Genomic DNA, 25,754 nt, shown 5'->3' on the forward strand with positions numbered 1-25,754 from the left:
GGGGCGGAGCCTTGCCTCAGGGCCGCAACAAAGGTTGCGATGTTCGGTCGGCGCCTTGTTCCGCGCCTACGATTGCCAGATCGCCGGGTGCGACCGCGCCCTTGGCGATTTCGGTGAAGCTGTCGTCGTCGAGACCGATGACGACCGGAATTGCGAGCGGCGTTCCGTCGCGTAGCACCCAGAGCTGGGCCTGTCCGGTGTCGTTCGAGGGAATCGGGCCCGGTGCATTGCCGGTCGCTGCGCTCGTGGAACCTGCGACTCCGCCGGGCGCGTAACGCAGGGCCTGGTTCGGGACGCGCAGCACGTCTTTTCTCTGTTCGGTAACGATCTGCGTCGAGGCGGTCATGCCGGGCTTCAGCGCCAGATCGCTATTGTCGACGCTGACGACAGCATCGAAGGTCACGACGTTCTGCACCGACTGCGGCGACTGGCGGACCTGGGTCACCGTTCCTTCAAATATGCGGTTGGGAAAGGCGTCGACCGTGAAGTTCGCTTTGTCGCCCTCCTTGACGCCGCCGATGTCGCTTTCGCTGATGTTGGTGTCGACCTGCATCTTGGTGAGATCGGTCGCGATCAGAAAGAGTGTCGGCGTCTGGAAGCTGGCGGCGACCGTCTGTCCTTGGGTCACGTTGCGCGACACGACAGTACCTTCGACCGGAGAGACGATGTCGGTATAGCCGAGGTTGACGTTGGCGGCGTCGAGCTCCGCCTGGCGCTGCTCGATCATCGCCTGGTCGAGCCCGATCTGCGCCATGGCCTGGTCGTAGGCATTCTTGGCGCTATCGGCAGCGTCCTGGGAGGAGAACTCCCGGTGAGTCAGCGTGACCGTCCGGTCCAGGCTCAGTTTTGCATAAGTCAGGTTGGCCTTGTCCTTCTCGAGCTGAGCCTTCGCGACATCGAGAATGGCCTTGTCCTGATTGACGATCATCTGATAGGGGCGCGGGTCGATCTTGGCGCAGATCTGGCCGGCTTTGACCTGGGTGTTGTAATCGCAAAAAAGCTGCTGGATCACGCCGGAGACATAGGATCCGACGATGATCGTGAGCTCGGGATTGACGGTGCCGGTGGCGGTGACGGCGCGCGCCACGTCCCCGCGCGTCACCGGAACGGTCAGATAGCGAATGGGCGCCGGACCGCGTAGGCTCCACCATGTCGCCCCGCTACCAAGGATGAGGAGAACGACCAGAACGATGCCGGCGATCCACTGCGAACGCCTGCGACGGCTGCCGCGGACGGGCGCGGAGTCGGATCCCGGTAGAGCCGCAACGCGCAGATCTGTCGGCGTCCCGATCTCCTTGTTCATCGCCCGACTCCCAACATGGGCTTGAGAATGTCGGGTCCCAGGCGTTAGCGCATTGACCAGGATCAAGAACGCCGTCGCGGCCGCGCCTGATGCATTCGCCACCGGTGGCCAACATCCGGCCGCCGATCCGCCGGGCGACGCTTCTATGGCCCCTTTCGCTGGCCTGCCCACCCGGGCAGTTGGCGGCGGGCGCGGGCGTGCTCACATAGGGGACAACCCAGGAGACCCCTATGCCAGCCACCCCTTCAACCGCCTCGCTCCAGGTTTTCTCCAGGACCTTGTCCGGTCTTGTGGCCAAGGCGGCGCCCGGAATCGTCGCCATCCATTCCCACCGCTCACGCGCCAGCGGCTTCGTCTGGCGGCCTGGCCTGATCGTCACCCCTCATGAGGCCTTGGCCGAGGAAGGCGAAATCACGGTGGCCCTTCCGGACGGCGAAACCCTGCCGGTAACGCTGGCGGGGCGTGACCCCACAACCGATGTGGCCTTGCTTCGCGTCGATCGGATGGATCTGCAGCCGGTCAGCCTGGCGGCCGAACCTGTCGCGGCTGGCTCGATCGCCATCGTGGTGGGTGCGCAGGAAGGTGCTCCCACCGCCGCGTTCGGCGTGGTGTCGCTGTCGGGCAGCGAGTGGCGGAGCCTGCGCGGCGGTGAGATCGACGCCCGCATTGAGCTCGACCTCTCCTTGCGGCGGTCGGCCGAGGGCGGCCTTGTGCTCGACCCGGGCGGCCAAGCCTTCGGGATGGCGGTGTTCGGTCCGCGGCGGCGGGTGCTGGTGATTCCGTCCGCCACCATCGACCGGGTCGCCGCCCGGCTCGAAACCCATGGGCGGATCCCGCGCGGCTATCTCGGCCTTGCCCTTCGGACGGTCCCGATCGAGGAGGCCGGTGTGGGCGCCATGGTGCTGGGCGTCGAGGCCGGAGGTCCGGGTGCTGCGGCTGGCGTCCGGCAGGGTGACGTCATCCTGGCCTGGAATGGCGATCCGATCCGGAGCGTGCGGACGCTGCTCAAGGCGCTCGGCCCGGACAGCGTCACCACGATCGTCAGACTCTCCCTGAAGCGCGCCGGCGAGCCTGTGGAGCTGAGCCTCACCGTCGGCGAAAGGCCCGAGGCTTGAGCCCAGCGCCCGATCAAGGCCCGATTGTCGTCGCGCTCGAGATCGGCGAGCCGGTTCTCGCGGACCGGCTCGTTGCCTTGCTGGCTGACCTGCCGGGCCTGCGGCTGGCCGCGCCGGGCGAGCCGGCCGACGCCGTCTTGACCTTGCCAGAGCCGTCACCATCTCTCGACGGCGAGGCGGGTTTCACGCCTCGGGAACTCGAGGTCCTCACACTCTTGGCCGAGGGCGCATCGAACAAGTCGATCGCTCAATGCCTCGGAATCTCGGTTCATACCGCAAAATTCCATGTCGGCTCGCTTCTGGACAAGCTCGACGCGACCGGCCGCACCGATGCTGTCGCTCACGCGGCGCGGCTGGGTGTGATCCATCTGTGAGACGACCATGCTGGACGATACCAACCTCGCTCAGGCCGACGATGCTGCCACCCCAGGCGCGGAAGAAACGCCGCTCGATGCCTATTCGCGCGTCGTAGCCGATATTGCCGACCGGGTGGGCCCGGCGGTCGTGCGCGTGGAAAGCGGCGGCCCGGACCGGCGCGGCGGCATCGGATCGGGCGTCATCATCGCGCATGACGGGCTGGTCCTGACCAACAGCCATGTCGTGGCCGGCGCGTCCCGCGTGCGCCTGGCCCTGAGCGAAGGCCGCGAGACCGAAGCGCAGGTTCTCGGCGACGACCCGGACACCGATCTGGCGCTGTTGCGTGCCGAGTTGCCGCGCGGCGTGCCTGCGGCGGCCTTGGGCGATTCCAAGAAACTCAAGCGCGGCCATCTGGTCGTGGCGATCGGCAATCCGCTGGGCTTCGAATCGACGGTGACGGCGGGCGTGGTCTCGGCCCTGGGCCGGTCGCTGCGCTCGCAGAAGGGCCGGCTGATCGAGGACGTGATCCAGACCGACGCGGCGCTCAATCCCGGCAATTCCGGTGGGCCGCTGGTGTCGGCCTCGGGCGAGGTGGTCGGCATCAACACCGCCATGATCGGCGGCGCGCAAGGTCTCTGCTTCGCCGTCTCCAGCAACACGGCGCTGTTCGTGGTGACCGAGTTCATCGGCCATGGCCGGGTGCGCCGGGCGCATCTGGGCATCGCCGCGCAGACCCTGCCGCTGCCGCGCCGGATCGCCGTCGCGACCGGGGCGGGACCGCTGGCGGTCCGGATCGGCGAGATCGAGCCAAAGGGCCCCGCGGAGCTGGCCGGGCTCAAGGCCGGCGACATCATCCTCACGCTGGATGGCGTGCCGGTCACGGGTGCGGACGATCTGATCCGGCTCCTGGGGGCCGACCGGATCGGGCGGGCGGTCGAGCTCGCCGTGCTCCGCCACGGACGGGTCGAAAAGCTGGCGGTGACGCTGCGCGAAAGGCGCTGAAGACCGGGGCGCGAAAGGCGCTGAAGACCGAGGCGGGAGAGGCGCTGAAGTTGGCGGCGTGGCGGCTCAGGTGCGGGGTCTGGCGCTGGGGCTCTTCTCGGCCGCGGTCAGGATGATGCTGCCATAGCCCTGGTCGCGGATGGAGACGTCCTGGGATTCGACCTCGCGGCACTCGAGCAGGCGCAGGCCCGCTTTCGCGATGCAGCCTTCCATCCGCTCCCGGGTCAGGTTCAGGGTGGGAAAGCCCCGCCCGTCGCAATGCCATTCGTCGGTGCGCGAGACATTGACCAGCGCCAGGCGGCCGCCCGGCTTCAGCACGCGGCAGGCTTCGCCCAGGGCGAACTCGAACTCCTCCCAGCGGGGCAGGCATTCGAGCGCAAAGACGGATTGGACGAAGTCGAACTGGTCGCGGCCTGCCGGCCAGGGCTTGGTCAGATCGCCGACGGCGAGGGATTTGATCTGTTTGGCCTTCCGGCGGGTATGGCCGGCGGCGGTGTCCTCGAGCCGCAGCAGTCCCACGGCATGTTCGGCCGCCACGGTCAGCGCCGCATCGGTGTCGCCGCGTTTGGCGTTCTCGAGCTGCAGGCGCGCGGCCGCGATGTTGGCGGGGTTGAGATCGAAGCCCTCGACCTCGTTGTCGCCGGGCACGAACAGGGTCCAGTAGAGGGCGGTCGGGCCGCAGCCGGCATCGAGCACGCGCAGGCGGCGTCTCCGGGCCAGAGGCCCTGCGATCTCATGCAGGAATTCCCCTGCCGCCGCATTCTCGTGGCCCAGCTCGGCGTAATATTCCCGCCAATAGGCCCCCGAGGCGAAGACGTCCTCCGGCGCGCTGTCGAGGAAGGTCACGAGAACCTCGTCAGGCGCGGGCGCGGGCGCGGGTGTCCTGCTGCCCGAAGATCCGGTCGTTCAGCTGGGTGAAGAAGCGGCCATAGCACTCCATATAGGCGAACACGCCGCGGCGCGCCTGGGAGACGAGCTTGGGGTCGCCGTTCGTATAGAGCTGGACCGCCTCGACGCCCATCTCGCGATGCGAAACCTCGACATCGTCGTGGACGAGCAGGAAGTTCAGGTGCGGGTCGTTCTGCGCCTTGAGCCCATACTGCTCGCGATATTCGCGGAAGGTCGCCAGGAACACGCCGAAATCGAGCGGTGCCGTGGCCTCGTTCGCGACATGGAATCCCAGGGCTTCGACGATGGGACGCTTACGGTAGTAATCGCCGATCGTGCCGGCGAATTCCTTGGCCGTGGGCACGATGTTCCGGTCGTCGAGCAGATCCTTGGCCGTGATGTTCCAATGGGCCGCCATATCGACATAGAGCTGGTGATGGCTCGGCAGCAGGCCATGCTCCATGTCGTTGAGGCCATATTCGTCGACGGCGGCGAACAGGATGCGCGAGGCGCGGCCGGTGGCGGCGAAGGGCTCCTTCTTGAACCATTCGTCGGTCATGCGGCTGGCAAGCGCGACGATGCCGGGCGGCACTTCGAGGACGAACATGCCCTCGGACGCGAGAAGGACCCGGATCTCGTCGCGGGTCAGGAGCCGCGACTTCAGGTTCTCCTCGAACTTCTTGAGAATGCCGACGGCCGGATGCGAGAAGACCGCATCCTTGAGGGCGACGATGTTGTCGCTGATCGGCATCGACACATGCGCATACTGCGAATTGTCGATCGATTTGCCGCGTTCGTAGCTGGGATTTGACATGGCCGCCCCCGAAAGGAATTTTGTCGGACTAGACAGGCTCCCATGGCACCATATTTCGCTTAATAGCTCGTAAACCGAATCGCGACGAATCCAATGTTTATCGATATCTAATCATTCGATCTCATCGCGAATGACAAGCCGCCCGGAGTGTTGACGCCGCGGTAAGGTTAACCGTTCGTGATCGAAGCGCGGCCTTCGACGGCGAGGAGAATCAGCCCGGTCTTCGTGCCGCGAAATAGGCGTGGCCGACGATCGTGACCACGATCAGGGCGCCGCCGGCGAGCGTCGCGTTGTCGGGCGTCTCGCCCAGGACGAGCCACACCCAGAGCGGCCCGAGGATCGTCTCGAGCATCAGGATGAGGGTGACGTCGGGAGCCGAGAGATGCTGGGTCCCCCGCGAAAGGAGCATGGTTGCGAGCGGTACGACCAGGACGCCCAGCAGGACCAGGAATTTCAGGTCGCTGGCGGAGATGGCGCCCGGCGAGGCGAGCGGCCAGGCCAGCGTCGCGGAGAGCAGCCCGCCATAGCCGATGATGGGAAAGAAGGCCTCGCCCCGGCAGCGCCGCAAGGCGACGAAATAGGCGCCGAGGCAGGAGGCGTAGCCCAGCGCGAAGACATCGCCGGCCGCATGGCCGGCGCTGAGGCTGTCGAAGAAGATGAGGAAGAGCCCCGCAACCAGTCCGATGACCACGGCCCAGGTGGCGGCCGGCGGCCGCTCCCGCAGGAAGACCCAGCTGAAAATGGTCGCGATGAAGGGGGCGGCGCTGCCGATGACGAGCGTGTTGGCCACGGTCGTCGCCTGCAGGGCGGCGACGAAGCAGAACACGGCGGCGGCAAAGGCCATCACGGCGACCGCTTCCGCCCGTCCCTGCAAGCGGAAGGACCGGAGGGATCGCTGCGACAGGATCACATAGAGCGCGATCGTGGCGCCGAGCAGGACGCCGCGCCACCAGACGATGGTCCAGAGGTCCGCCTGCACCAGGCGAATGAGAAGCGTCTCGAAGCTGATGAGCGTGGCGCCGGCGATCGACAATGCGAGCCCGCGCCAGGCGACGGATGGCAAGGCTGTCGAGGTCACGAGCTGCTCTCTGCCACGAGTTGACCGGGGGACGTCCTGCATCCGCGACCCGCGCGGCATTCGAAGACTCGAACGGCCCGTCGGGTATCGGCCGGACGGGCGTAGCACAGGACCGGGGCGCCTTGAACCGGCAAACGCCGATCCGGAAACCGGAGGCCGCTACTCCGCGGCCGCCGGCGAACTGCCCGTCGGGCGTGCCGCGGCCGCATAGAGCTCCCGCGGGAAGGTCACGACCGCTTCGGTGCCCTTGCCGACCTCGCTGGTCAGGGCGAGCTTCGCGCCCAGGAGTTCGGACAGGCGCCGGGCGAGCGGCAGGCCGAGACCCGTGCCCTCGTAGCGGCGGGCCAGACCCTGGTCGACCTGCTGAAAGGGCTCGAGCGCCGCCGAAAGGTCGGTCGGCGACATGCCGATGCCGGTATCGGCGATCGAGAGGGAAAGCTCGCCCGTGTCCTGGATCCTGGCGGAGACGGTCACGCGGCCCGAGGCTTGCGTGAACTTGACGGCATTGGAGAGAAGGTTCAGCAGCACCTGCCGCAGGCGGTAGGAATCGGCGCGAATGACGAGGTTTGCCGCCGGCGGGATGTAGTCGAGGGCGACCTTCCGCTGATCGGCCTGGGGCCGCAGCATGTTGGCGACATTGACCAGCATGTCGACGAGATCGACGTCCTCGACCACGACCTCGAGCTTGCCGGCCTCGATCTTGGAGAAGTCCAGGAGGTCGTTGATCACCTCCAGCAGATGCTCGCTGCTGTGGCTGATATCGTCGAGATATTCCTTGTAGCGCTCGTTGCCGATCGGCCCGAACGTCTCCTTGCGCATGACATCGGCGAAGCCAATGACGGCGTTGAGCGGCGTGCGGAGCTCATGGCTCATATTGGCGAGAAAAATGCTCTTCGCCCGGCTGGCCGCTTCGGCGCGCTCGCGCGCCTCGCGGAGATTGGCATGCGTGGCCTCGAGCTCCCGGCAGCGCAGCAGCAGATCCTGATTGACCTGGCGCAGCTGCTGCTCGGCCTTCCATTTCTCGCTCAGCGCCAGGGCGAACTGCTGGATCTCGGTCGCCTGGAACGGCTTGTTGATATAGAAGAGCTTGTCGAAGGGCTGGACCAGCTCGGCGATCTGCCGCGGATGCTTGTCCGCATAGGCGGTGACCATCACGATGTTGATCGCGGGGTCGAGCGCCCGGATGCGCGCCGCCGTCTCGATGCCGTCGATGCCGGGTGGCATGCGCACGTCGAGGAAGGCCACCGGAAACTCGATGCGGTCCCGCCGGGCCGACATGATGGTGTCGATCGCCTCTTCGCCGCGCCGGCAAAGCACCGGCTGGAAGAACGGCGTCGAATCCATGGCGGCGGACGCGGTCGCGTTGAAGAGCTCGCCTTCGAGATCGGCGAGCCGGTTGTCGTTCCCGTGGGGCGCGGCGATGTCGCCGAACACGGTGCGGTAGGCGTCGAGAACCGAGCGCTCGTCGTCGGCGATCAGGACGCGGTAGATGGGTCGTGCCGGGATCATCATGCCGCCACACCCAGGGCCTGGCTTGCCGTCGGCAGTAGCACATGGATCTGCGCGCCCTTGCCCGGGCCGTCGCTTTCCGCATACATGCGCCCCGCCATGGCGGCGACGCTGTTGGCGGACCAGTGCAGCCCGAGGCCGCCGGTCTTGTCGCGTTTCGTGCTGAAGCCGCGCTCGAACACGTTGGTCAGGTTGGCCTTGTCGATACCCACGCCGTCGTCGCTGACGGTCATGCGCACCATCGGACGGTCGCCGCTGTTGTCGAGCGTGCCGTCGATCGTGATCCGGCCGGTGCCGCGGCCGGTCTCGGCGATCGCCTCGGCGGAATTCATGATGAGGTTGCCCAGGAGTTGGGCGAGGACGATCGGATTGCCGAGGACCGGCGGCAGCGACGCGAGGCCGGGGCCGAACGTCACCTGGATATCCGCATTGCCGCGGGCCGGCAGCAGCCTGGCCGATTCCTCGACCACCTTGGACAGAGCCACCGGCTCCGCCTGGCGGACGCCCATGCTGAGGGCGGTGTGGGCCTGCAGGATCTGCTCGATATGGCGGTTCTGGTCGCCGATGGCCTTGAGATCCTCCGCCAGACGCTTGCGCTCGGCGAAGAGCTTGCGGAGTGCCGTCTCGACATATTCGAGCAGCTTGCCGCGGCGCTCGGGCGCCGGCGCCTCGGACTTCAGTTCGGTCAGCGCCGTCTCGAGATGGGCCGGCGGCGGCTCGCTCGCGGTCTCGGAGAGCTTCCACAAGGTGACGGCCACCGGGCTCAGCGCGTTGCGGATGTTATGCATCACGCCGGCCGCGATCTCGGCCATGCCGCTCATATAGGACTGCTCGAGCAGTCGCCGGCGGGCATTGTCGAGCTGCGAGTTGGCGGCATCGAACTCGCGCGCCAGAACGCCGATCTCGTCGTCGCGGTCGAGCGTCAGTCGCTTCGTGAGGTCGCCGGTCTGGCCGACCTCCAGCACATGCGCCGTCAGCTTCTTCAGCGGCTCCACGATATGCCGGGTCAGCATGTGCCACATCATGCCCATCAGCAGGAAGCCCGCCACCAGGGTGGAAATGCCGGCGATGCTCAATGTTGTCCGGGCGATGCCCGTGATGGCGCGCGGCGTCTCGACCTGGATCATCAGCGGCGCGCCGTCGCGCATGGTCGCCAGCAGATGAAAGGCATCGAGCGTCTTGCTGTCCGCGATCTTGAAGATGTCGCCCTTGTCGTCCAGCAAGAGGCTGGAGATGTCCTTGAGGCCGGCGGGCAGGGCCGCCTGGTCGGTCTGGAAGACGTCGAACTGCACATGGGTCTGGTTCACCAGCCCGTCGACCATCGCCTTGTTGACGAAGCGGCCCATGAAGAGGGTGCCGCGCACCGGCCCTTCGCGGGTGCTCTGCAGGATCGGATAGCCCGCCAGCAGCATCGGGCCATGCTCGGTGAGCAGGATCCCGGAGACCTGCTGATCCTCGGCATGGAGCATCAGCGGATCGTCGGCGGGAATGGCCGGGGCGAAGGTGCCGACGGTCAGCTCCTTGCCGGTGTCGAAATCGTAGGTCTCGGTGCGGACCAGCTTGCCGCTGGTGTCGTAAATGGCGAGCAGATTGAGATTGAGATCCCGCATCACGTCGAAGGTGAAGCTCTGACGGTCATACTCGTCGTTGGGCTTCACGACATAGTCGTAGGTCGGATCCCAGGCGCTCCAGTCATGGGCGACCCGCTCCAGATTCTGCTGCTCGCCGGCGAGCGCATCGGCAACCCGATTGACGTTCTTCTGCGCCGCGGTCTGCTCGACATCGACGAAGGCCGGCCAGATGACGAGGCCGAAGATGGCGCCGTTGGCTGCCAGCAGGATGGCCAGCACGGCACCCAGCACCAGCATGACCCGCTTGTTCAAGGAACTGTTCGGTGACTGGCGCCCGAGTGTCATCGTCGTCATCCCCCTGATTGGCACGACATCGCCGCAGACCCTTGGTGCCGGAAGTCATGGCGCCTCTCCCTGGCGCCGCACCACCTCGCGGATTTCGCACACAGAGTTTTGCCGAGAAATTCAGAAAAAAACGATTAACAGGCGTTGCATTAGCCAAAAGGACAAGGCCCGCGTGCATGCTGCCCCGCGCCCTGTGCCGCACGCAGGCTGCGCCGTTGCCCGCATTCATGATTTCTTTACCGGGAGGATATGGACGGCTGCCGTCGATTATCGGGCGGGCCTAGTCGCCGGGTCGTCGCACGGGGCCGCCGAATGTCATGGGCAGGGTCACGATCGTCTCGCCCGAGGCGGCAGGGAAGACGCCGGCCTCGAGGCTTTCGAGCAGGCCGGCCCTGATCGGTTCCCACCCGCCATGGCCATCCAGCTCATGGAACACGCGATCGAGCAGGACGCGGATCTGGACGACCTGGCCCGCGGGCGAGATCGTGAAGCGAAGCACGATCGGCCCGTGATAATGGGGGATGACGGCAGTCCGGCCGGTCGCGAAACGCTCCAGCGCACCACGGATGCCCGATCTAGTGGCCTCTTTCGACAGGGCCCCCATGACGATCGGCCCGGTCTCCTCGATATGGCCATGCATCACACAACGCGCGTCGACCGGATCCATCGATCCGCTGACCCGCGAGACGCCATGGACCATGCGGTCGTCGAACAGCACGAGCCGGTTGAAGCGGGGTTCGATCAGGTCGTAGAGCCCGGTGCCGGCGTTGGCAGAGCGGAGATTGCGGCGGAAGAGATCGCCCTCCCGCAACACGATCGTTTCGCCGCCCTGGGTGCGCCGTTCGACCGGCGTGAGGGAGTAGACGAAACCGAACCGGCCGTTCGTCGAATCGTTATGCAGGCCTTGGCTGCATCCGTTCACATAGAGGCTGAGAAAGGGCCAGGTCACGCCCGCGAGGCCCAAGGTATCGATCGACCAGCGCTGCAACGCCTGCAGGAACCGCTCGACCTTGTCGTGCCGGATCACCTTTTCGGGCTGGGTCTTGAGATAGGTGTAAAGGCCCGGGACATACCAATAGTTCCAGACCTGATGGATGTCGGCATGATGCTTCATCGGATTGCCGAAATGCGCCTCGATGTCGGCACGCATCGACCGGGCGAAGTCGAGGGGCATGAAGTCGTCGACCACGAGGGAAGGGGCCGTCAGGGGGGCTGGGACGTTCGTGGAGACCGCTTGGTCCATCACCCTCTCCCCCGTGGCCGGCATGTCCGCGGCGCGCATCGCCCGCTTCGGCGGCACGAGCCCGTGGGACATCGAGCCGGCCTTGCCGGCGCCATCATCGAGGCAATCGGCGGTTGCGATCATTCACAAATGATAAGGCAGGCGGTGCCGAGGTCAGGCGATGCGCATCAGGAAGAGCCAGACCGGGATCGCCGCCAGGGCCAGCAGCAACCCCAGGGCAGCCAGCGGTCCATCAGCGCGAGGAACAGCGCCGGCATGACGCAGAGCGCCAGCGGAACGAGGGTCAGACCCATGATCCCATAGGCGATATTGCGCCCGAGCGGATCGGCCGAGCCCTTATAGAGGACGCCCATGAACCCGATGCCGGCCAGGATCTCCAGGCCGGCCAGGACCAGCAGGGCGAGACGCAGGGAGGACAGGCCGCTCAAACGCACTTCTCCTCGAGGTCGGGTTCGACTACAGGAGGGGCCTATTCTGGAATCCCAGCAGGGCTCCTGTCCAACGCCAGGCGACGATATCTCATGGAACTGCAGGCCTATCTCGATCGCATCGGATTCACCGGCCTTCCGGCGCCCGATCTCGCGACCCTGGCCCGGATCCAGCGCGGCCATCTCGAGCATATCCCCTACGAGAATCTCGATGTGCAGCTCAGACGGCCGGTGACGGTCGATCCGCGCGACGCCTTCGCCAAGCTGGTGACGGCCGGCCGCGGCGGCTGGTGCTATGAGATGAACGGCCTGTTCGGCTGGGCGCTGGAGCAGGTCGGCTTCCGCGTCATGCGAATGACGGGGGCGGTGCTGCGCGCGCAGCGCGGCGACGTCGCCATCGGCAATCACCTGGCGCTCACGGTCGATCTGGACCAACCCTATCTCGTCGATGTCGGGCTGGGGGACGGGCCCTCCGAGCCGATCCCCTTGCGCGAGGGCCGCTACCGGCAGGGCTGGCGCACGGTGCGGCTCGAACGGCTGGAGGGGGAATGGTGGCGCTTCCACAATCATGAGCTCGCCTTCGCCGGTTCCTTCGATTTCCGCCGCCAGCCGGCCGATTGGAACCTGCTGGCCCGGCAATGCCAGTGGCTCCAGGCCGACCCGGACTCGCGCTTCGTCCAGAACCTGGTCTGCCTGCGCCACCGGCCGGACGGCGTGACCGCCCTGGTGGGACGGGTGCTGAAAACGGTGGATGCGGGGGGCAGCCGTGACCATATCCTCGAGACACCGGAAGCCCATGCCGAGGCGCTGGCGACGCAGTTCGGCATAAACCTCCCGGACGCGGCCGGCCTCTGGCCCGAGATTGCACGCCGCCACGACGAACTGTTTGGACCCTCATGAAGCTCCGCGACGACCAGCCGCCCCCGCCCAAGAAGAACTACATGACGCCCGACGGCCATGCGCGGCTCATGGCCGAGCGCAAGAAGCTCTGGACCGAGGAGCGCCCGGAGGTGGTGCGCGTGGTCGAATGGGCGGCCGGCAATGGCGACCGCTCGGAGAATGGCGACTATATCTACGGCAAGAAACGCTTGCGCGAGATCGACAAGCGCATCCGCTTTCTCGACAAGCGTCTCGAAGCGGCTGAGATCGTCGACCCCGCCCGGCCGGGTTCGAAGACCCGCGTGCATTTCGGCGCCACCGTGCGCTGGGTGCGCGAGGACGACCGCGAGGTCGAGGCCACCATCGTCGGCATCGACGAAACCGAGTTCGGGCCCAGGCGCATCAGCTGGGTCTCGCCCATGGCCAGGGCGCTCATCGGCAAGTCGGTCGGCGACATGGCGGTCGTGCGCACGCCCAATGGCGAGGAAACCGTCGAGATCCTGGCGATCGCCTATCCGGGTGGAGACTGAGCCTCAGACCAGAAGGGCGGCGCCGGCGGGTGGTGCAGGCATTCCAGCTGAAGTCGATGACATATCGGCGGCATTGATCCTGCCTCTCAAGCGGATCAGAATTGCCGCGCCGGATCCGCGCGGAGACGCGCTCGTTTCCGGCAACTGATTCCGCGCCCTCATCAGACAGGAGATCGGCATGAATATCCCGACTTTCGAAGGCATCTTGACCGTGGTCGCGACGCCCTTCGACCAGAACGGCGCCATTGTCTTCGACGTTCTCGGCAAGCATATCGACTTCCTGCTTGCTAACCGCATCGGGACCATGGTGCCTGGCGGCACGACCGGCGAGTATTACGCGCAGACGGTTGACGAGCGGAAGAAGGTGATGAGTTTCGTCGCCGAGCGCGTCGGCAAGAAGGCCAAACTCGTGGCCGGCACCAACTCGACGCGCCCCGACGACACGATCGAGCTGTCGAAGTTCGCCAAGGACCTCGGCTATGAGGCGCTGATGCTGGCGGCCCCGTTCTATTCGCTCCCCGGCACTCAGGAGCTGGCACGGCATTTCCGGCATATGGCGACCACGACCGGTATGCCGATCATCCTCTATAATTTCCCGGCCCGCACCGGCGTCGATATGAACCGGGAGTTCCTTGAGGCGGTCGCCGACGTGAAGGCAATCTGCGCGATCAAGGAATCGAGCGGCTCGTTCGCCCGCATGCTGGAACATATCGTCCATTTCGACGGCCGCTATCAGCGCATCTGCGGCGCCGACGACCAGGCGGTCGATGGCTTCCTCTGGGGCGCCAAGAGCTGGATCGCGGGCGCCTCGAACTTCCTACCGGCCGAGCATATGGCGCTCTACGAGGCCTGCGTCCTCAAGAAGGACTTCGTGCGCGGCCAGAAGCTGATGCACGCCATGCTGCCGATCTTCTATCTGCTGGAGCAGGGCGGCAAATATATCCAGTTCGTCAAATATGGCTGCGAGCTGGCGGGCATTCCCGTGGGCAACCCGCGCCAGCCCCTGCTGCCGCTGAGCGAAGCGGAAAAGGCGGATTTCCGGCGACTCTATGAACAGCTCAAGGCGGCCAAGATCGGCGCACTCGCGGCCTGATCACTCCTGGAGGTTGCCCCCGGCGCGTTACGGGAGTGGTGGCTTCATTCAGCCGCCAACCCGCCGCTGCCCCGCCTTCTCGTCGCTGCGATCGCGCAGCGGCCGCCATTTCCCGTCATCGCGCAAGACCATCACCGTCGGATCGCTGCCGGCGATCCAGCGCGTGCCGACCGGCACATCCGCGGGCGTCTCTCCGCTCGTCTTGATCGCCGTGCGCAGATGGGGCGGGTAGTGGCGCTCCACATAGTTCCAGAGCCGCGCCGGCACGTAATGATGCCACTCGGGATCGCGGGCCTCGATCAGATGGCGGATCTCGCGGCCCGAGAGGTTGGGGGCGCTGGCGCGATCGACGATATGGAGGCGGCGGTCGGCCTTGGCGGATGAGAAGGTGCGGACCGGGCCGTTCGAGATCGAGGGGTCCTCGAGTGTCGCGAAAAAGTCCGTATAAAAGCGCGCGTCGATCGCCGAGCCGGTGAAATAGTCGGTCGGTTCCGGCAGGCTGGCCGAGGCGATGCGGGAGAGCACATATTTCAGCCAGTCGCCGGTCTCGAGGCTGGCGTCGATGTCCTGCAGCGGCAGGATCTTGAATGGCTGCCCGAAGATCGCCTGGACCATGTCCTTGCGCTGATCGAAGGTGAAGGGGTGGCCGTCGACGCCATGGAGCTGCGTGGAGCCGATGGCGACGATACCGATGTCGCAGTTCCCCGCCATCTCCATCATCAGCCGCAGATGGCCCCAATGGACGGTCTGGAGATCGGCGACGATGAGGCCGACCCGGCCGCTCCGGGCGTCGGGATGAGGTTCGAAACGCTGCACCTTGCTCATGGTTCGGTTCTCCCGGGGCTCAGACGAAGACGTCATGGGCCTGGCGCCCGCTCTCGCCGAAGATGCGGGCATAGCGGGCGATCTCTTCCGGCGTGCCCGTGGCTTTTGTGGGATTGTCGGACAGCTTGACCGCGCTGCGGCCAGCCGCCGCCGTCACCTTGCAGACCAGCGAGATGGCGTCGAAATCGCTGCCGCCATTGGGCGGACAGCCGCGAAAATCGTTGGTGAGGTTGGTGCCCCAGCCGAAGCCGATCTGCACGCGGCCGTTGAAGCGCGCATGGATCTGTTCGATCGCGCCGATCTCCAGCCCGTCGGAGAAGATGATGAGCTTCGTCTTCGGATCCTGGCCGCGCGCCTGCCACCATTGGATCATCTCCTCGCCGCCGATGAAGGGATCCTTGCTGTCGATGCGGCAGCCGGTCCAGGCCGCCACCCAATCGGGCGCCTTGGCCAGGAAGGCCGTCGTGCCGAAGGTGTCGGGCAGCATGACGCGCAGGGCGCCGTCATAGAGTTCCTGCCAGTCCGCCAGCACCCGATAGGGCGACTGCGCCACGGCCGCATCGTCGTCGCCCGCGAGCGCCGCATAGACCATCGGCAGCTCATGGGCGTTGGTGCCCTTGGCCTCGAGGTCATGCTTCATGGCGAGATAGGCGTTGGAGGTGCCGGTGAATTTCGGTCCCAGCCCCTCGGCCATCGCCTGGATCACCCACTCCTGCCAGAGGAAGCTATGGCGCCGGCGCGTGCCGAAATCGGAGAGGTTCAGATCGTCGAGCTTGCGCAGCCGCAGCACATTGTCCCAGAGCTTCGTCTTGGCGCGCGCATAAAGGATGTCGATCTCGAGCCGGCCGAGCCTGGCCAGCGCCGCGCGGCTGCGCAGCGCATCGATGACCGCGAGCGCATAGATCTCCCACAGCGTGACTTCGGCCCAGCCGCCGGAGAAGCTCAGATGATACTGGCCGTCCCGTGCTTCGAGCTGATAGCCCGGAAGGCGCAGGCCGCCGAGCCAGTCGATGAACTCGCCGGGGAAGATGCCCTTGCGGCCATAGAACGTGTTGCCGGCGATCCAGATCAGCTCCGATTTGGTGAAGCGCAGGGCCTTCACATGGTCGAGCTGGGCGCGCAGCTCCGCTTCCGGTACCTCGTCCGCGAGCCGGACGCGCTGGGTCCGGTTCTTGAGCGAGAAGGTCACGGGCACGTCGCGATGCTTCCGCCAGATCAGCAGCAGCATCAGCAGCTTGTAGAAGTCGGTGTCGAGCAGGCTGCGGACGGCGGGATCGAGCTCGAAATTATGATCCCAGGCGCGCTTGGCGAGATCGATGATGGGCATGACGGGGTCCTCGACGGGGCGAACGCGATGCGAGAGGGACGCGGGGTCAGCCTCTTTCAGAGGCTTGCGCGGTTCGTCATCGGGTAGCGCCAGCCTTTGCCGAAGGGACGGCCGGTGAGCTTGATGCCCGGCGGCGCCTGGCGGCGCTTGTATTCGGCCCCCTTCACCAGCCCGGCGATCCGCCGGACATAGGCCGGATCGATCGTGGTGTTGAGCTGCCGCTCGGCCTGGCGCAGGGCTTCGTCGGGCGCCAGCAGATGCTCGATCAGGAGCCGCAGGATCGTGTCCAGCAGCTCATAGGCGCCGAGCGAGGCCTCGTCGGTCTGGTCGGGCTTGAGCTCGGCGGTCGGCGGCCGGTCGATGATGCCCTGCGGGATCGGGCTCCGGCCGCCGCGCATCCAGTCGCGGTGATTCTCGTTGCGCCAGCGGCAGAGATCGAAGGCCGTGGTCTTGTAGAGATCCTTGATCGGATTGAAACCGCCGCACATGTCGCCATAGAGCGTGGCATAGCCGACCGACATCTCCGACTTGTTGCCGGTCGAGAGCACCAGCCCGCCATAGGCGTTGGAGAGCCCCATCAGCAGCGCGCCGCGGATTCGGGGTTGGAAGTTCTCCGAGGTCAGGGAGCGGGCGGCGGCGGCCGGCGTCATCCCCATCAGCTCGGGCCCGATGCTGTCGAGCGTCCTCTCATAGGGATCGAATATGGCGCCGATCGGCGCCACGCCGTGACGGCAGCCCAGCCGCCGGAACAGGTCGTTGGCGAGGTCGAGGCTCTCGCTGCCGGTGAAGCGGGTCGGCATCATCACCCCGACGACGCGATCGGCGCCGATCGCGTCGACCGCGAGCGTGGCCACCAGCGCGCTGTCGAGGCCGCCGGAGACGCCGAGGAACGCGCGGGGGAAGCCGTTCTTCTCGATATAGTCGCGCAGGCCCAGCGTGCAGGCGGCATAGATCGATTCGAGGCGGTCGGGATAGCGGACGACCTCGCCGAGGATGTCGCCGTCCCCATGCTCGATACCCTGAATCTCGATCTTGCCGTTCTCGGCCCAGCTGCCGCTCCTCGTCAGCTCGAGCCGCAGGGTGGCCTCGGCGAAGGCCGGCATCTGCGCGACGATCTCGCCCTCTTCATCGAGCACGAAGGAGCCACCGTCCAGCACCAGCTCGTCCTGGCCGCCGACCATGTTGAGATAGATGAGTGGGCAGCCCGAGGCGCGCACGCGCTCGCGCGCATGGGCAAGACGCACCGGCATCTTGTCGATCTCGTAGGGCGAACCGTTGATGACGATCAGGAAATCGGCGAGCTCGTCGGTGAGCGCGCGAGTCACGCGGCCATGCCACATGTCCTCGCAGATCATGGCGCCCACCCGCCAGCCGCTCAGATCCAGCGGCCGCGGATCGTTCCCCTGCGCGAAGACGCGCCGCTCGTCGAACACGTCGTCATTGGGCAGCTCGGTCTTGAGGATGGTCCGGACCGCGCCGTCGGGCGTGATGAAATGCGCCGCGTTATAGGGAAGGTTGGCGCCGGCGACGGGGGCGCCGATCAGGACCGCCGGGCCGTTGAGCTTGCGCACCGATGCTGCGAAACCCTCGATCGCCTGCGCGACGCGGGCGAGGAAGCCCGGGCGCAGCACGAGGTCCTCGAGCGGATAGCCCGAGGCGAAACATTCCGGAAAGACAATGAGATCGGCGTCCTTGTGGCTCTCGCAATAGGCCAGCGCCCGCGCGAGATTGGCGTCGACGGCGCCGACGGTGGGATTGGCCTGAATGAGGGCGAGGCGGAGAACGCCTTTGGCGGCGGTCATGGAAGGCTCCTGTTCTCATCCCCCGAGGGGACGGATCTGGCTGAAGGCGGTCGTCATCGCACGGGGGGCGATGCGACGGGGCTTCGGTAAGTATATTGGGCCGTGCTGCGGTCGGTGTCAGCTATGAAAAGAGCGGGCGGGCTATGCGACGGACGCAAGCGTGGTCGCAAGTGATTAATGAAACAGTAGGAAAAGCGCCGCGCTTCGATCCAATTCCCTCCCCCACAAGGGGGGATAAGGAACCGACACCGCGCTCGTCCGCTCATTCCGCCGCCGCCGCGATCTCCTTCGCCTTTTTGAGGTCCGCCTTGCCCGAGCCCAGGACCGGCACCGCGTCGAGCTTGCGCACGCCGTCGCGCTTGGGCAGCCAGAGCTTCGGCAGGCCGGACGCGCCCAATCTTTCCATCACCGCTTCCGGCGTCGCGTCGCCTTCATAGAGCACGACGATTCGCTCGCCCTTGGCGGGATCGGGGGTGGCGACCACGATGGCGGCGCGCACGCCGGGGATCGTCAGGACGGCGTCCTCGATGCGGCCATGCGGAACCATCTCGCCCGCGATCTTGGAAAAGCGCGAGAGCCGGCCCGTGATCTTGATGAAACCGTCGGAATCGATCAGCGCGATGTCGCCGCTCTTGTACCAGCCCTCCACCATCGCGTCGGCCGTGCGCTTCGGATCGCCGATATAGCCATCCATCATGCCCGGGCCCTTGACCAGCAGCATGCCTTCGGTGCCGTCGGGCACCTCTTCGAACGTGTCGGGATCGACCGTCCGCACGGCGACGCCGGGAACCGGCCGGCCGACCGTGCCGTCCTTCTGACCCGCCTGCGCCTCCGCGCCGTCCTCGACATCCATGCCGTTGACGGCGACGACCGGCCCCATCTCGGTCATGCCGAAGCCTTCGAGCGGCCGCGGCCCGAACTTGGCGGCGAAGGCGTCGGCGATTTCGGGCCGCAAATGCTCCGCGCCCGTCACCACATGGCGCAGGGTCTTCATGTCCTCGGGATCGGCGGCGCGCGTCCAAGTCTGGAGGAAGGTCGGCGTGCCGAGCAGGATCGTCGCCGAGGATTTCTTGACCAGCGGCCCGATCGCCTTGGCGTCCAGGGGATTGGCGTGATAGGCGGCGCCGATGCCGGCCACCAGCGGCAGGCAGAGCGTGCCGGTGAAACCGAACGAATGGAAGAAGGGCAGCACGCCGGCGATGACATCGTCGCGGTCGACCCAGAGCACCTGCGCCACCGCCTCGAGATTGGCGATGATCGCCTTGTGGCTCAGCACGGCGCCCTTGGGCTCGCCGGTGCTGCCGCTCGAGAACATGACGGTTGCCGGCGGCTTCGTCGTCCTGAAGTCGCCGCCCAGGATCCGCGCGATCCAGGACGACGGCAGCAACAGCGCCATCGCCGCGGCCTTGAGCTTGTCGAGCTTCGAAATGTCGGTCAGCAGATCCTCGACATAGAGGGCGCCGGCTGGCGTCTCGAGCTTGGCCTTCTCGAGGAAGGCCTTCGAGGTGATGACCGTCTCGATGCCGCAGCGGCGGATCATCGAGGCCATGGCCTCGGGGCCGGCGGTGAAGTTGAGATTGACCGGCGTCTTGCCGGCCAGCATCAGCCCGACATTGAGCAAGGCCGCCGCGACCGAGGCCGGCATCAGGATGCCCACCATGGGCTTCTGCGCGCGCAACCGCTTCGCCAGGATGATCGAGGCAATCGCGGTCTGGCCGAAGGTGAGCTTGCGGCCCGTGGTGTCCATGAGCGCCCGCTTGCGCCAGCGGCGCTTGGCGGTCTTGAGGATGCGGATCTGGAGGAAGTCGCTGGCCGAGTGGCGCCGCGCCCAGGCCTCGCTGCCCAGCGCCAGCACGGCGCGGCGCGCGGCCCAGGCGCTGGGCTTGGCGAGCGGCTTGCCGAAGCTCACCGTCACCGGGCGGATCAGCCGGTCCGGCCATTTCCAGAAGAACTTGCCGCCCTTGTAGCTGAAGATCGAGCCCCAGACCTGGTCGAGATGGACCGGGATCACCGGCACGTCGAGCCCGTCGGCGATGAGTTCCATGCCGCGCTTGAAGGGAAGCGTGGAGCCGGTGCGGCTGATCGAGCCCTCGGCGAAGATGCAGACCACATGGCCTTGCTCGAGTTCGGCCCGCGCGCGCTTGATGGCGGCGACGGCGTCCTTGCCGCTCACGGGGATGACCTTCATGCGCCGCAGGAACCAGCCGAAGCCGCCCTTGAAGAATCCGGACCAGGCCATGAAGCGCACGAAGCGCTGCACGCAGGCCCCCACCAGCAACCCGTCCACGAACGACATGTGATTGCAGACGATGAGGGCGGGTCCGCGCTCCGGGACGTTCTCCGAGCCCTCGATCCGGATCCGGTAGAGCGTATGGGTGGCGAGCCACAGCAGGAAGCGGGCCAGGTAGTCGGGGACCTGCCAGATCGCGACCGCGGTCGCGATGAAGGTGCCGATGCCGGCCGCCAGGACCTCGGCGCTGGTGCTCCATTGGAGCGCGCTGCCCATGACCCAGGCGAGGCCCGAGGCCATGAGGATGCCGACCGTGCCGATCATGTTGGCGCAGGCGACGACGCGCCCGCGCTCGTCGACGGGCGCCTTCTGCTGCAGCGCCGCGTTCAGGGGCACGATGAAGAGGCCGCCGAAGAATCCCAGCGCCGCCAGCGCCGGGAGGGCGGCATCGAGCGAGCCGGTGGCGCCGGCGAGCCAGACCGAGGCGGCGCCCATGCCGATCGAGCCCAGCGGCACCAGCCCTGGCTCGACCTTGGGCCCGGAGAGGCGGCCGGCGGCGAGCGAGCCCAGGCCGATGCCGATCGCGATCGCGGCCTGGAGCAGGCCGGTGCCGCCGCCGCCGAGGCCGAGATCCTCGCGGCCGAGGCGGATCGCCATCATCTGCAGGAAGGCGGCGAGCAGCCAGAACCAGGTGATGCCGGCCGCGGTCATGATCATGCCTCGGTCGGAGGCGATCGCCTTGAAGCCGGGAATGAGGTCGGCCGAGGGCCGCAAGGAAAAGCGGCGCTTCTCGCGCGGCGCCGGGGCGCGCTCGGTATGGAAGGCCGCGAAGGCGCCGATCACGGCAAAGCCGACCATGAGCCAGCCGATCGTGGCATGGCTCACGATATCGAACAGCACGCCGCCGATGACGGCGCCGAGGATGATGGCGAGGAAGGTCGAGGATTCGAGCAGCGCGTTGCCGCGCGAGAGCTGCGCCGTATCCAGGATCTCGGGCAGGATCCCGTATTTGGCGGGGCTGAAGAAGGCGGCCTGGGTCGAGATCAGGAACAGCGATCCCAGCATCGCCCAGTCGTAGCCGCTCATGAGCGCCGGAATCGCGAGCAGCATGATCGGAGTCTCGAACAGCTTCACGTAGGCGATCACGCGGTCCTTGCGGTTGCGATCCGCGATCTGGCCGGCCCAGCCGGAGAACAGCAGGAAGGGCAGGATGAAGGCGCCGCCCGCGAGCGCGATGAAAGAGGCGGCCTCGGCCGAATCCGTGCCGGCCGCGCCGGTCGCGATCAGCACCACCGTCATCTTCAGGATGTTGTCGTTGAGGGCGCCCAGGAACTGCGCCACCATGAGGGCGAGAAAGCCGCGCCGGCGCAACAGGGCGCCATAGCCCCCGGCCTGGTGATTGCCGTCCGTCATTGGATAACCGCCCCTGATCGTCTTGTTGGTTCGATGACGCCCGCGGCGCGGATCGCCGCTGCCGCGATCTCTTCCGCCAACGCCCCCAGTCCCGTCTTCCCCGCCCGCGAATAGGACGCCGCCGGCTGCAGCACGGCCCCCATCACGCAGAGCGCCCGCAGATGCCGGTTGCCCGGCAGGATCCGGCCGTCCTGCTCGCCGCGCCTGATCTCCGCCTCGAGAACCTTGAGCGGGTTGGCCGCCTTGGGATCGAACGACCGCGCGGGACCATGCTGATTGAGCAGCAGGAAAGCAAAGAGATTCGGGTCCCGGTCGAAGGCGCGGCAGAAGAATTTTGTCATGGCCCGGAGCCGCGCCGCGGGATCATCGAGACCGGCCGCGGAGTCCAGCAGCCGCTCGGACCAGAGCGCGATCGCCTCGGCATAAAGCGCGCGGCCGAGCTCGTCCTTGTTGGCGTAGTGGCGGTAGAGCGCGCCCAGCGACATCGCGGCGGTCTCGGCGATGTCGCGAATCGTGGTCGCGTCATAGCCCTTCCGGCCGAACAGCTCGATCGCCGCCGCCGAAATCCGCGCCTTTCCGCCGTCCTGGAGCGTTGCCGCCCGCATCATCCGCCGGCCTTGTCTGTGAACATATGTTCACATAGGATGGCAGTCTCCAGGATCCGGCGCAAGACCCTCGTCTTGCGAGGGGACGGCGTGGCCGTTTAGGCTCGGGTCCGGTGCCAACCGAGGAATGACGATCATGGCCAGCATCTCCCGGCAGAATGTGACACGCTCGGGCGCCTCCGGGCGCGGCGGCGCCGTCGCGGCCGCGCGGGCCGAGAGTGCACAGGCCGGGATCGCGATGATCGAGGCCGGCGGCAACGCGATCGACGCCGCCGTCGCGGCCGCGTTCGTCGCCGGTGTCATCGAGCCGATGGAGACCACGCTCGCCGGCACCGGCTTTCTGCTGGTCAACCTGCCCGAAGGCGGCGGAACTCACGCGGTGGAGTTCGGTCCCCGGGGGCCGGCGAAGGCCCACGCGCAGATGTTCGAGATCGACCGGTCACGCGCGCTCGATCGCGGGCTCGGCGTCTCGGTCGTGGTCGGCGATGCCAATATTCAGGGCATCCTCGCCGCGGGTGTGCCGAGCACGATCCCGGCCTTGATCGCGGCGCTGGCACGCTTCGGCAAGCTGTCGCTCGCGCAAGTGATGGCGCCCGCGATCCGGGCCGCGCATGACGGCTTCGACGCGGATTCCTATTTTGCGCTGTCGGCACTGGCCTCGCTGCCGGCCCTGCGGAAGGACCCCGGCACGCGCAAGACCTTCCTCGTCAACGGCGATCCGCCCGTCGCGGCCCATAGCGGCACCGCCAGCTACGGCCCGCATCCGCGCATCCGGCAGGAAGCCTTGGGGCGCAGTCTGGAGATCATCGCGGCCAAGGGTGCCGCGGCGTTTCAGAGCGGCGAGATCGCGAAGGACCTGATGGCGACCGTGCGCGATCTCGGTGGGATCCTCTCGGCCGAGGATCTGCGCGCGGTGTCGCCCCAGGTCACGCAACCGCGGCGGCTCTCCTTCCGGGGCTTCGACATCTGGGCGCCGTCGGCGCCGAGCGGCGGCTTGACCGAGCTGCAGATGCTGACGATCTGGCAGGCGCTCCATCCGGAGACGCCGCCGCTCGAGGATGACGCCAGGCGGCTGCGCGGCCTTGCCGAGGTGAGCTGGCACGCCTTCGCCGACCGTTATCATTGGCTGGGCGATCCTGATTTCGTGGCGGTGCCGGAGACGGGGCTGCTGTCGAAGGAATACGCGGCCACGATCGCGGCCACGATCCGCAAGGGCGAGGCGCCGCCGCGCCTCGGGCCCGATGACGGGCTTCCCTGGGAGGTGTTTGCGTCCCGCGCGGTTCACGATCCCTGGCGGTACGAGGGCGGCGGCAAGAAGGCGCCGGCCTGGCGGCCGGAAGGGTCGACCGAGCCCAAGGCCGGCACCACCCATGTCTCGGCCATGGACGGCCAGGGCATGGCGGTCACCATCACCCACACCGCCGCCAGCATGTTCGGGAGCCAGGTCGTCTGCGAGCGCACCGGGTTCCTGTTCGACGCGACCATGGGCTGGTTCAATGCGCGTCCCGGCGCCGCCAACTCGATCGCAGGCGGCAAGCGGCCGCTTGCCAATATGGGGCCGCTGCTCATCACGCGCGGCGGGAAATCGGTGGCCGCGATCGGCGCACCGGGTGGGCGGCGCATCGTCAATGCGATGGTGCAGGTCGCGCTCGACATCACCGAGCGCGGTATGGACGCCGCGGCGGCGGTCCAGGCGCCCCGCATCGATGCGAGCGGCTCGACCCTGCTGGCCTCCGAACGGTTGGCGGCTGTCGCGAAGGAACTCGAACCCACTTGCGGCAAGGCGGCCCTGGTGCCCGAGCAGCATCAGGGTTTCGGCTATGAGCTGGCGCGGCCCGTGGTGGTGGTGCGCAACGGCGCCGGCGAGATCTCGGCCGCGACCGATCCCTTCGTCAACGGCCATGCGATGAGCCTCTGAAGGATCCGGTCATGTCCCGCGGCTTCATCATCGGCGGCTTCCGCCTGCCGACCCTCGGCCACAAATATCTGATCGAGTTTGCCTCGCGCTGGTGCGAGGGGGATCTCGACGTGATGCTCAACACCCGCGACGAGGATCCGATCCCTGGTGCGCTGCGCCATCGCTGGCTCGCGGACCAGTTCCGCGGGATCGCGCGCATCCATCGCTTCCATAACGATCTGCCGGAGGATGCGGCGGGCGTGCCGAATTTCTGGCAGCGCTGGAACCGGGCGATCCTGAAGGTTCTCGGCGGCCGGCCCCCCGACCTGCTGTTCGCCTCGGAGAGTTATGGAAAGCGGCTCGCGGCCGATCTGGGTGCGCGCTATGTGCCGGTCGACACGCCGCGCGACGCTGTGCCGATCTCGGCGAGCCGCGTCCATGCCGGCATCGGCGAGCATTGGGATCTGCTGCTGCCCGAGGCACGGCCCTCCTTCCTCAAGCGCGTCGCCATCGTCGGCCCGGAAAGCTGCGGCAAGACCACGCTCGCGCGCCGGCTGGCGGCGGCCCACCGCACGGTCCATGTGCCGGAGTTCGCGCGCAGCTATCTCGAGGCGACCGACCCGTCGAAATATCCCGATCTCGCCGATATCGCGATCATCGGCGCCGGCCATGCGGCCTCGGAGGACGCGCTGGCCCGCCAGGCCAACCGCCTGCTGGTGCTCGACACCGATCATCTCTGCACGGCGGTCTGGAGCGAGGTGGCGCTGGGGACGGTGCCGGCCTCGATTGAAGCCGAGATCGCGGCACGGCCCTACGACCTGCGGCTCCTGCTGGCGGACGACGTGCCCTTCGCGCCCGACCCGCTGCGCTATGCCGGAAAGGAGCGCCAGATGACGCTGGCGCATTTCACCGCTGCGCTCGAGCGCCGAGGCCTCGCCTACCGGATCATCGATGGCGGCTGGACCGAGCGCACCAAGAAGGCCGCCGCCGCGGTCGATGCGCTGATGGCCGAGCCCTACAGGCTGCGGGCCGTGAACGCCTGAACTCCTGGGGCGGGTTCGACCTTTAAGCAGCCCTGGCCGGCCGGTCCGACTCGATGTGATAGAGGAGGCCGGGCTCGGCGATCCATTCGCCCGGCTGGAGCTGGCTCACATCATATTTGCCGTCGCGCCGGCGCGGTGCGATGCCGTCATAGACGAAGCGGCGGCCGAAGTGGTCCCGGATCGCGGCCGCGATCGGCTGACCGGCATAGAATCCGATCAGAGGACCGTCGGGCCGGGGACCGTAGACGATGTGATAGTCGATGGGGTTCGTGTGGGCTGGAGCGAGGCGTGGCATGGCGGGCTTCCGCATGGGGGAGGAGAGGAACGACATCGCCCGCTTCGGCCGTCAGCGATTCGAATCGAATGGTGACGCGGAGCCTGTAAAGGATCCCTGAAAGCGCGGCGCGTGGCCCTTATAAAACGGTGCACTCCGCCGCCGGTTCCAGCGCGACAGGCT

Annotated in this window: 22 protein-coding genes; 8 read left to right on the top strand and 14 right to left on the bottom strand. The window is 67.1% G+C overall.

Going from position 1 to position 25,754, the window contains the following annotated elements; genetic code table 11:
- Positions 1–16: 16 nt before the first annotated feature.
- Positions 17–1,303, bottom strand: a complete 1,287-nt coding sequence (locus tag FRZ44_RS04400; protein WP_151176028.1) for an efflux RND transporter periplasmic adaptor subunit — start codon at positions 1,301–1,303, stop codon at positions 17–19.
- 230 nt (positions 1,304–1,533) lie between these two features.
- On the opposite strand from FRZ44_RS04400, the gene FRZ44_RS04405 reads away from it, so the two are divergent.
- Genes FRZ44_RS04405 through FRZ44_RS04415 form a run of 3 tightly spaced genes read left to right on the top strand, consistent with a single transcriptional unit; the run spans position 1,534 to position 3,777 of the window.
- On the top strand, positions 1,534–2,418 hold the full coding sequence (locus FRZ44_RS04405; protein ID WP_151176029.1) for a S1C family serine protease: 885 nt from the start codon (positions 1,534–1,536) through the stop codon (positions 2,416–2,418).
- Positions 2,415–2,792, top strand: coding sequence for a response regulator transcription factor (locus FRZ44_RS04410; protein WP_191908413.1), 378 nt, complete (start codon positions 2,415–2,417; stop codon positions 2,790–2,792). The genes FRZ44_RS04405 and FRZ44_RS04410 overlap by 4 nt, the downstream gene beginning before the upstream one ends.
- Before the next feature lie 7 nt (positions 2,793–2,799).
- The gene (locus FRZ44_RS04415) at positions 2,800–3,777 is read left to right on the top strand and encodes a S1C family serine protease (protein WP_151176030.1); all 978 of its coding nucleotides are present in this window, start codon (positions 2,800–2,802) and stop codon (positions 3,775–3,777) included.
- 66 nt (positions 3,778–3,843) lie between these two features.
- Here the strand turns inward: FRZ44_RS04415 and FRZ44_RS04420 are convergent, their stop codons facing one another.
- From FRZ44_RS04420 to FRZ44_RS04450, 7 genes are all read right to left on the bottom strand, one after another.
- Positions 3,844–4,623 (bottom strand): methyltransferase domain-containing protein, encoded by a 780-nt coding sequence (locus FRZ44_RS04420; protein ID WP_151176031.1) that lies wholly within the window; start codon positions 4,621–4,623, stop codon positions 3,844–3,846.
- Positions 4,624–4,633: 10 nt separating this feature from the next.
- Positions 4,634–5,479 (bottom strand): iron-containing redox enzyme family protein, encoded by an 846-nt coding sequence (locus FRZ44_RS04425; RefSeq protein ID WP_151176032.1) that lies wholly within the window; start codon positions 5,477–5,479, stop codon positions 4,634–4,636.
- 211 nt (positions 5,480–5,690) lie between these two features.
- Entirely contained in the window at positions 5,691–6,557 is an 867-nt protein-coding gene (locus tag FRZ44_RS04430; RefSeq protein ID WP_191908414.1) for a DMT family transporter, read from the bottom strand.
- A 159-nt stretch (positions 6,558–6,716) separates the two neighbouring features.
- Complete coding sequence (locus FRZ44_RS04435; protein WP_151176034.1) at positions 6,717–8,069, bottom strand: hybrid sensor histidine kinase/response regulator; 1,353 nt, start codon at positions 8,067–8,069, stop codon at positions 6,717–6,719.
- Positions 8,066–9,982 carry a CHASE4 domain-containing protein gene (locus FRZ44_RS04440; RefSeq protein ID WP_191908415.1) on the bottom strand — a complete coding sequence of 639 codons (1,917 nt, stop codon included), beginning with the start codon at positions 9,980–9,982 and terminating at the stop codon, positions 8,066–8,068. Before FRZ44_RS04440 ends, FRZ44_RS04435 begins: the two co-directional genes overlap by 4 nt.
- A gap of 280 nt (positions 9,983–10,262) precedes the next feature.
- Complete coding sequence (locus FRZ44_RS04445; RefSeq protein WP_191908416.1) at positions 10,263–11,348, bottom strand: 2OG-Fe(II) oxygenase; 1,086 nt, start codon at positions 11,346–11,348, stop codon at positions 10,263–10,265.
- 44 nt (positions 11,349–11,392) lie between these two features.
- Positions 11,393–11,653, bottom strand: coding sequence for a hypothetical protein (locus FRZ44_RS04450; RefSeq protein ID WP_151176037.1), 261 nt, complete (start codon positions 11,651–11,653; stop codon positions 11,393–11,395).
- Positions 11,654–11,746: 93 nt separating this feature from the next.
- Here FRZ44_RS04450 and FRZ44_RS04455 point away from each other — a divergent pair, with 93 nt between their 5' ends.
- The 3 genes from FRZ44_RS04455 (at position 11,747) to FRZ44_RS04465 (ending at position 14,155) form a co-directional block, all read left to right on the top strand.
- The gene (locus FRZ44_RS04455; protein ID WP_151176038.1) at positions 11,747–12,553 is read left to right on the top strand and encodes an arylamine N-acetyltransferase family protein; all 807 of its coding nucleotides are present in this window, start codon (positions 11,747–11,749) and stop codon (positions 12,551–12,553) included.
- Positions 12,550–13,062 carry a transcription elongation factor GreB gene (gene greB / locus FRZ44_RS04460; protein ID WP_151176039.1) on the top strand — a complete coding sequence of 171 codons (513 nt, stop codon included), beginning with the start codon at positions 12,550–12,552 and terminating at the stop codon, positions 13,060–13,062. The genes FRZ44_RS04455 and greB overlap by 4 nt, the downstream gene beginning before the upstream one ends.
- Positions 13,063–13,240: 178 nt before the next feature.
- Positions 13,241–14,155 carry a dihydrodipicolinate synthase family protein gene (locus FRZ44_RS04465; RefSeq protein ID WP_151176040.1) on the top strand — a complete coding sequence of 305 codons (915 nt, stop codon included), beginning with the start codon at positions 13,241–13,243 and terminating at the stop codon, positions 14,153–14,155.
- 48 nt (positions 14,156–14,203) lie between these two features.
- Here FRZ44_RS04465 and FRZ44_RS04470 read toward each other — a convergent pair whose 3' ends face one another.
- The 5 genes from FRZ44_RS04470 to FRZ44_RS04490 all read right to left on the bottom strand — a co-directional run bounded on the left by FRZ44_RS04470 (position 14,204) and on the right by FRZ44_RS04490 (position 22,360).
- Positions 14,204–14,980, bottom strand: coding sequence for a nucleotidyl transferase family protein (locus tag FRZ44_RS04470; protein WP_151176041.1), 777 nt, complete (start codon positions 14,978–14,980; stop codon positions 14,204–14,206).
- Positions 14,981–14,999: 19 nt separating this feature from the next.
- A complete protein-coding gene (locus FRZ44_RS04475; protein ID WP_151176042.1) occupies positions 15,000–16,307 on the bottom strand; it encodes a nicotinate phosphoribosyltransferase in 1,308 nt (435 codons plus the stop codon).
- A gap of 56 nt (positions 16,308–16,363) precedes the next feature.
- Complete coding sequence (locus tag FRZ44_RS04480) at positions 16,364–18,109, bottom strand: NAD+ synthase (RefSeq protein ID WP_151176043.1); 1,746 nt, start codon at positions 18,107–18,109, stop codon at positions 16,364–16,366.
- Positions 18,110–18,371: 262 nt separating this feature from the next.
- On the bottom strand, positions 18,372–21,752 hold the full coding sequence (locus FRZ44_RS04485; RefSeq protein ID WP_151176044.1) for an acyl-[ACP]--phospholipid O-acyltransferase: 3,381 nt from the start codon (positions 21,750–21,752) through the stop codon (positions 18,372–18,374).
- The gene (locus tag FRZ44_RS04490) at positions 21,749–22,360 is read right to left on the bottom strand and encodes a TetR/AcrR family transcriptional regulator (protein ID WP_151176045.1); all 612 of its coding nucleotides are present in this window, start codon (positions 22,358–22,360) and stop codon (positions 21,749–21,751) included. The genes FRZ44_RS04485 and FRZ44_RS04490 overlap by 4 nt, the downstream gene beginning before the upstream one ends.
- A gap of 133 nt (positions 22,361–22,493) precedes the next feature.
- Between FRZ44_RS04490 and FRZ44_RS04495 the strand changes: the two genes are divergently transcribed.
- Both FRZ44_RS04495 and FRZ44_RS04500 read left to right on the top strand, forming a co-directional pair.
- Positions 22,494–24,275, top strand: coding sequence for a gamma-glutamyltransferase family protein (locus FRZ44_RS04495; RefSeq protein WP_191908417.1), 1,782 nt, complete (start codon positions 22,494–22,496; stop codon positions 24,273–24,275).
- Between the two features lie 11 nt (positions 24,276–24,286).
- Positions 24,287–25,297 (top strand): AAA family ATPase, encoded by a 1,011-nt coding sequence (locus tag FRZ44_RS04500; RefSeq protein ID WP_151176047.1) that lies wholly within the window; start codon positions 24,287–24,289, stop codon positions 25,295–25,297.
- Between the two features lie 22 nt (positions 25,298–25,319).
- On the opposite strand, the gene FRZ44_RS04505 is transcribed toward FRZ44_RS04500, so the two are convergent.
- Positions 25,320–25,592, bottom strand: coding sequence for a hypothetical protein (locus tag FRZ44_RS04505; protein WP_151176048.1), 273 nt, complete (start codon positions 25,590–25,592; stop codon positions 25,320–25,322).
- Positions 25,593–25,754: the final 162 nt, after the last annotated feature.

It is taken from the genome of Hypericibacter terrae (genome assembly GCF_008728855.1).
GTDB lineage: Bacteria > Pseudomonadota > Alphaproteobacteria > Dongiales > Dongiaceae > Hypericibacter > Hypericibacter terrae.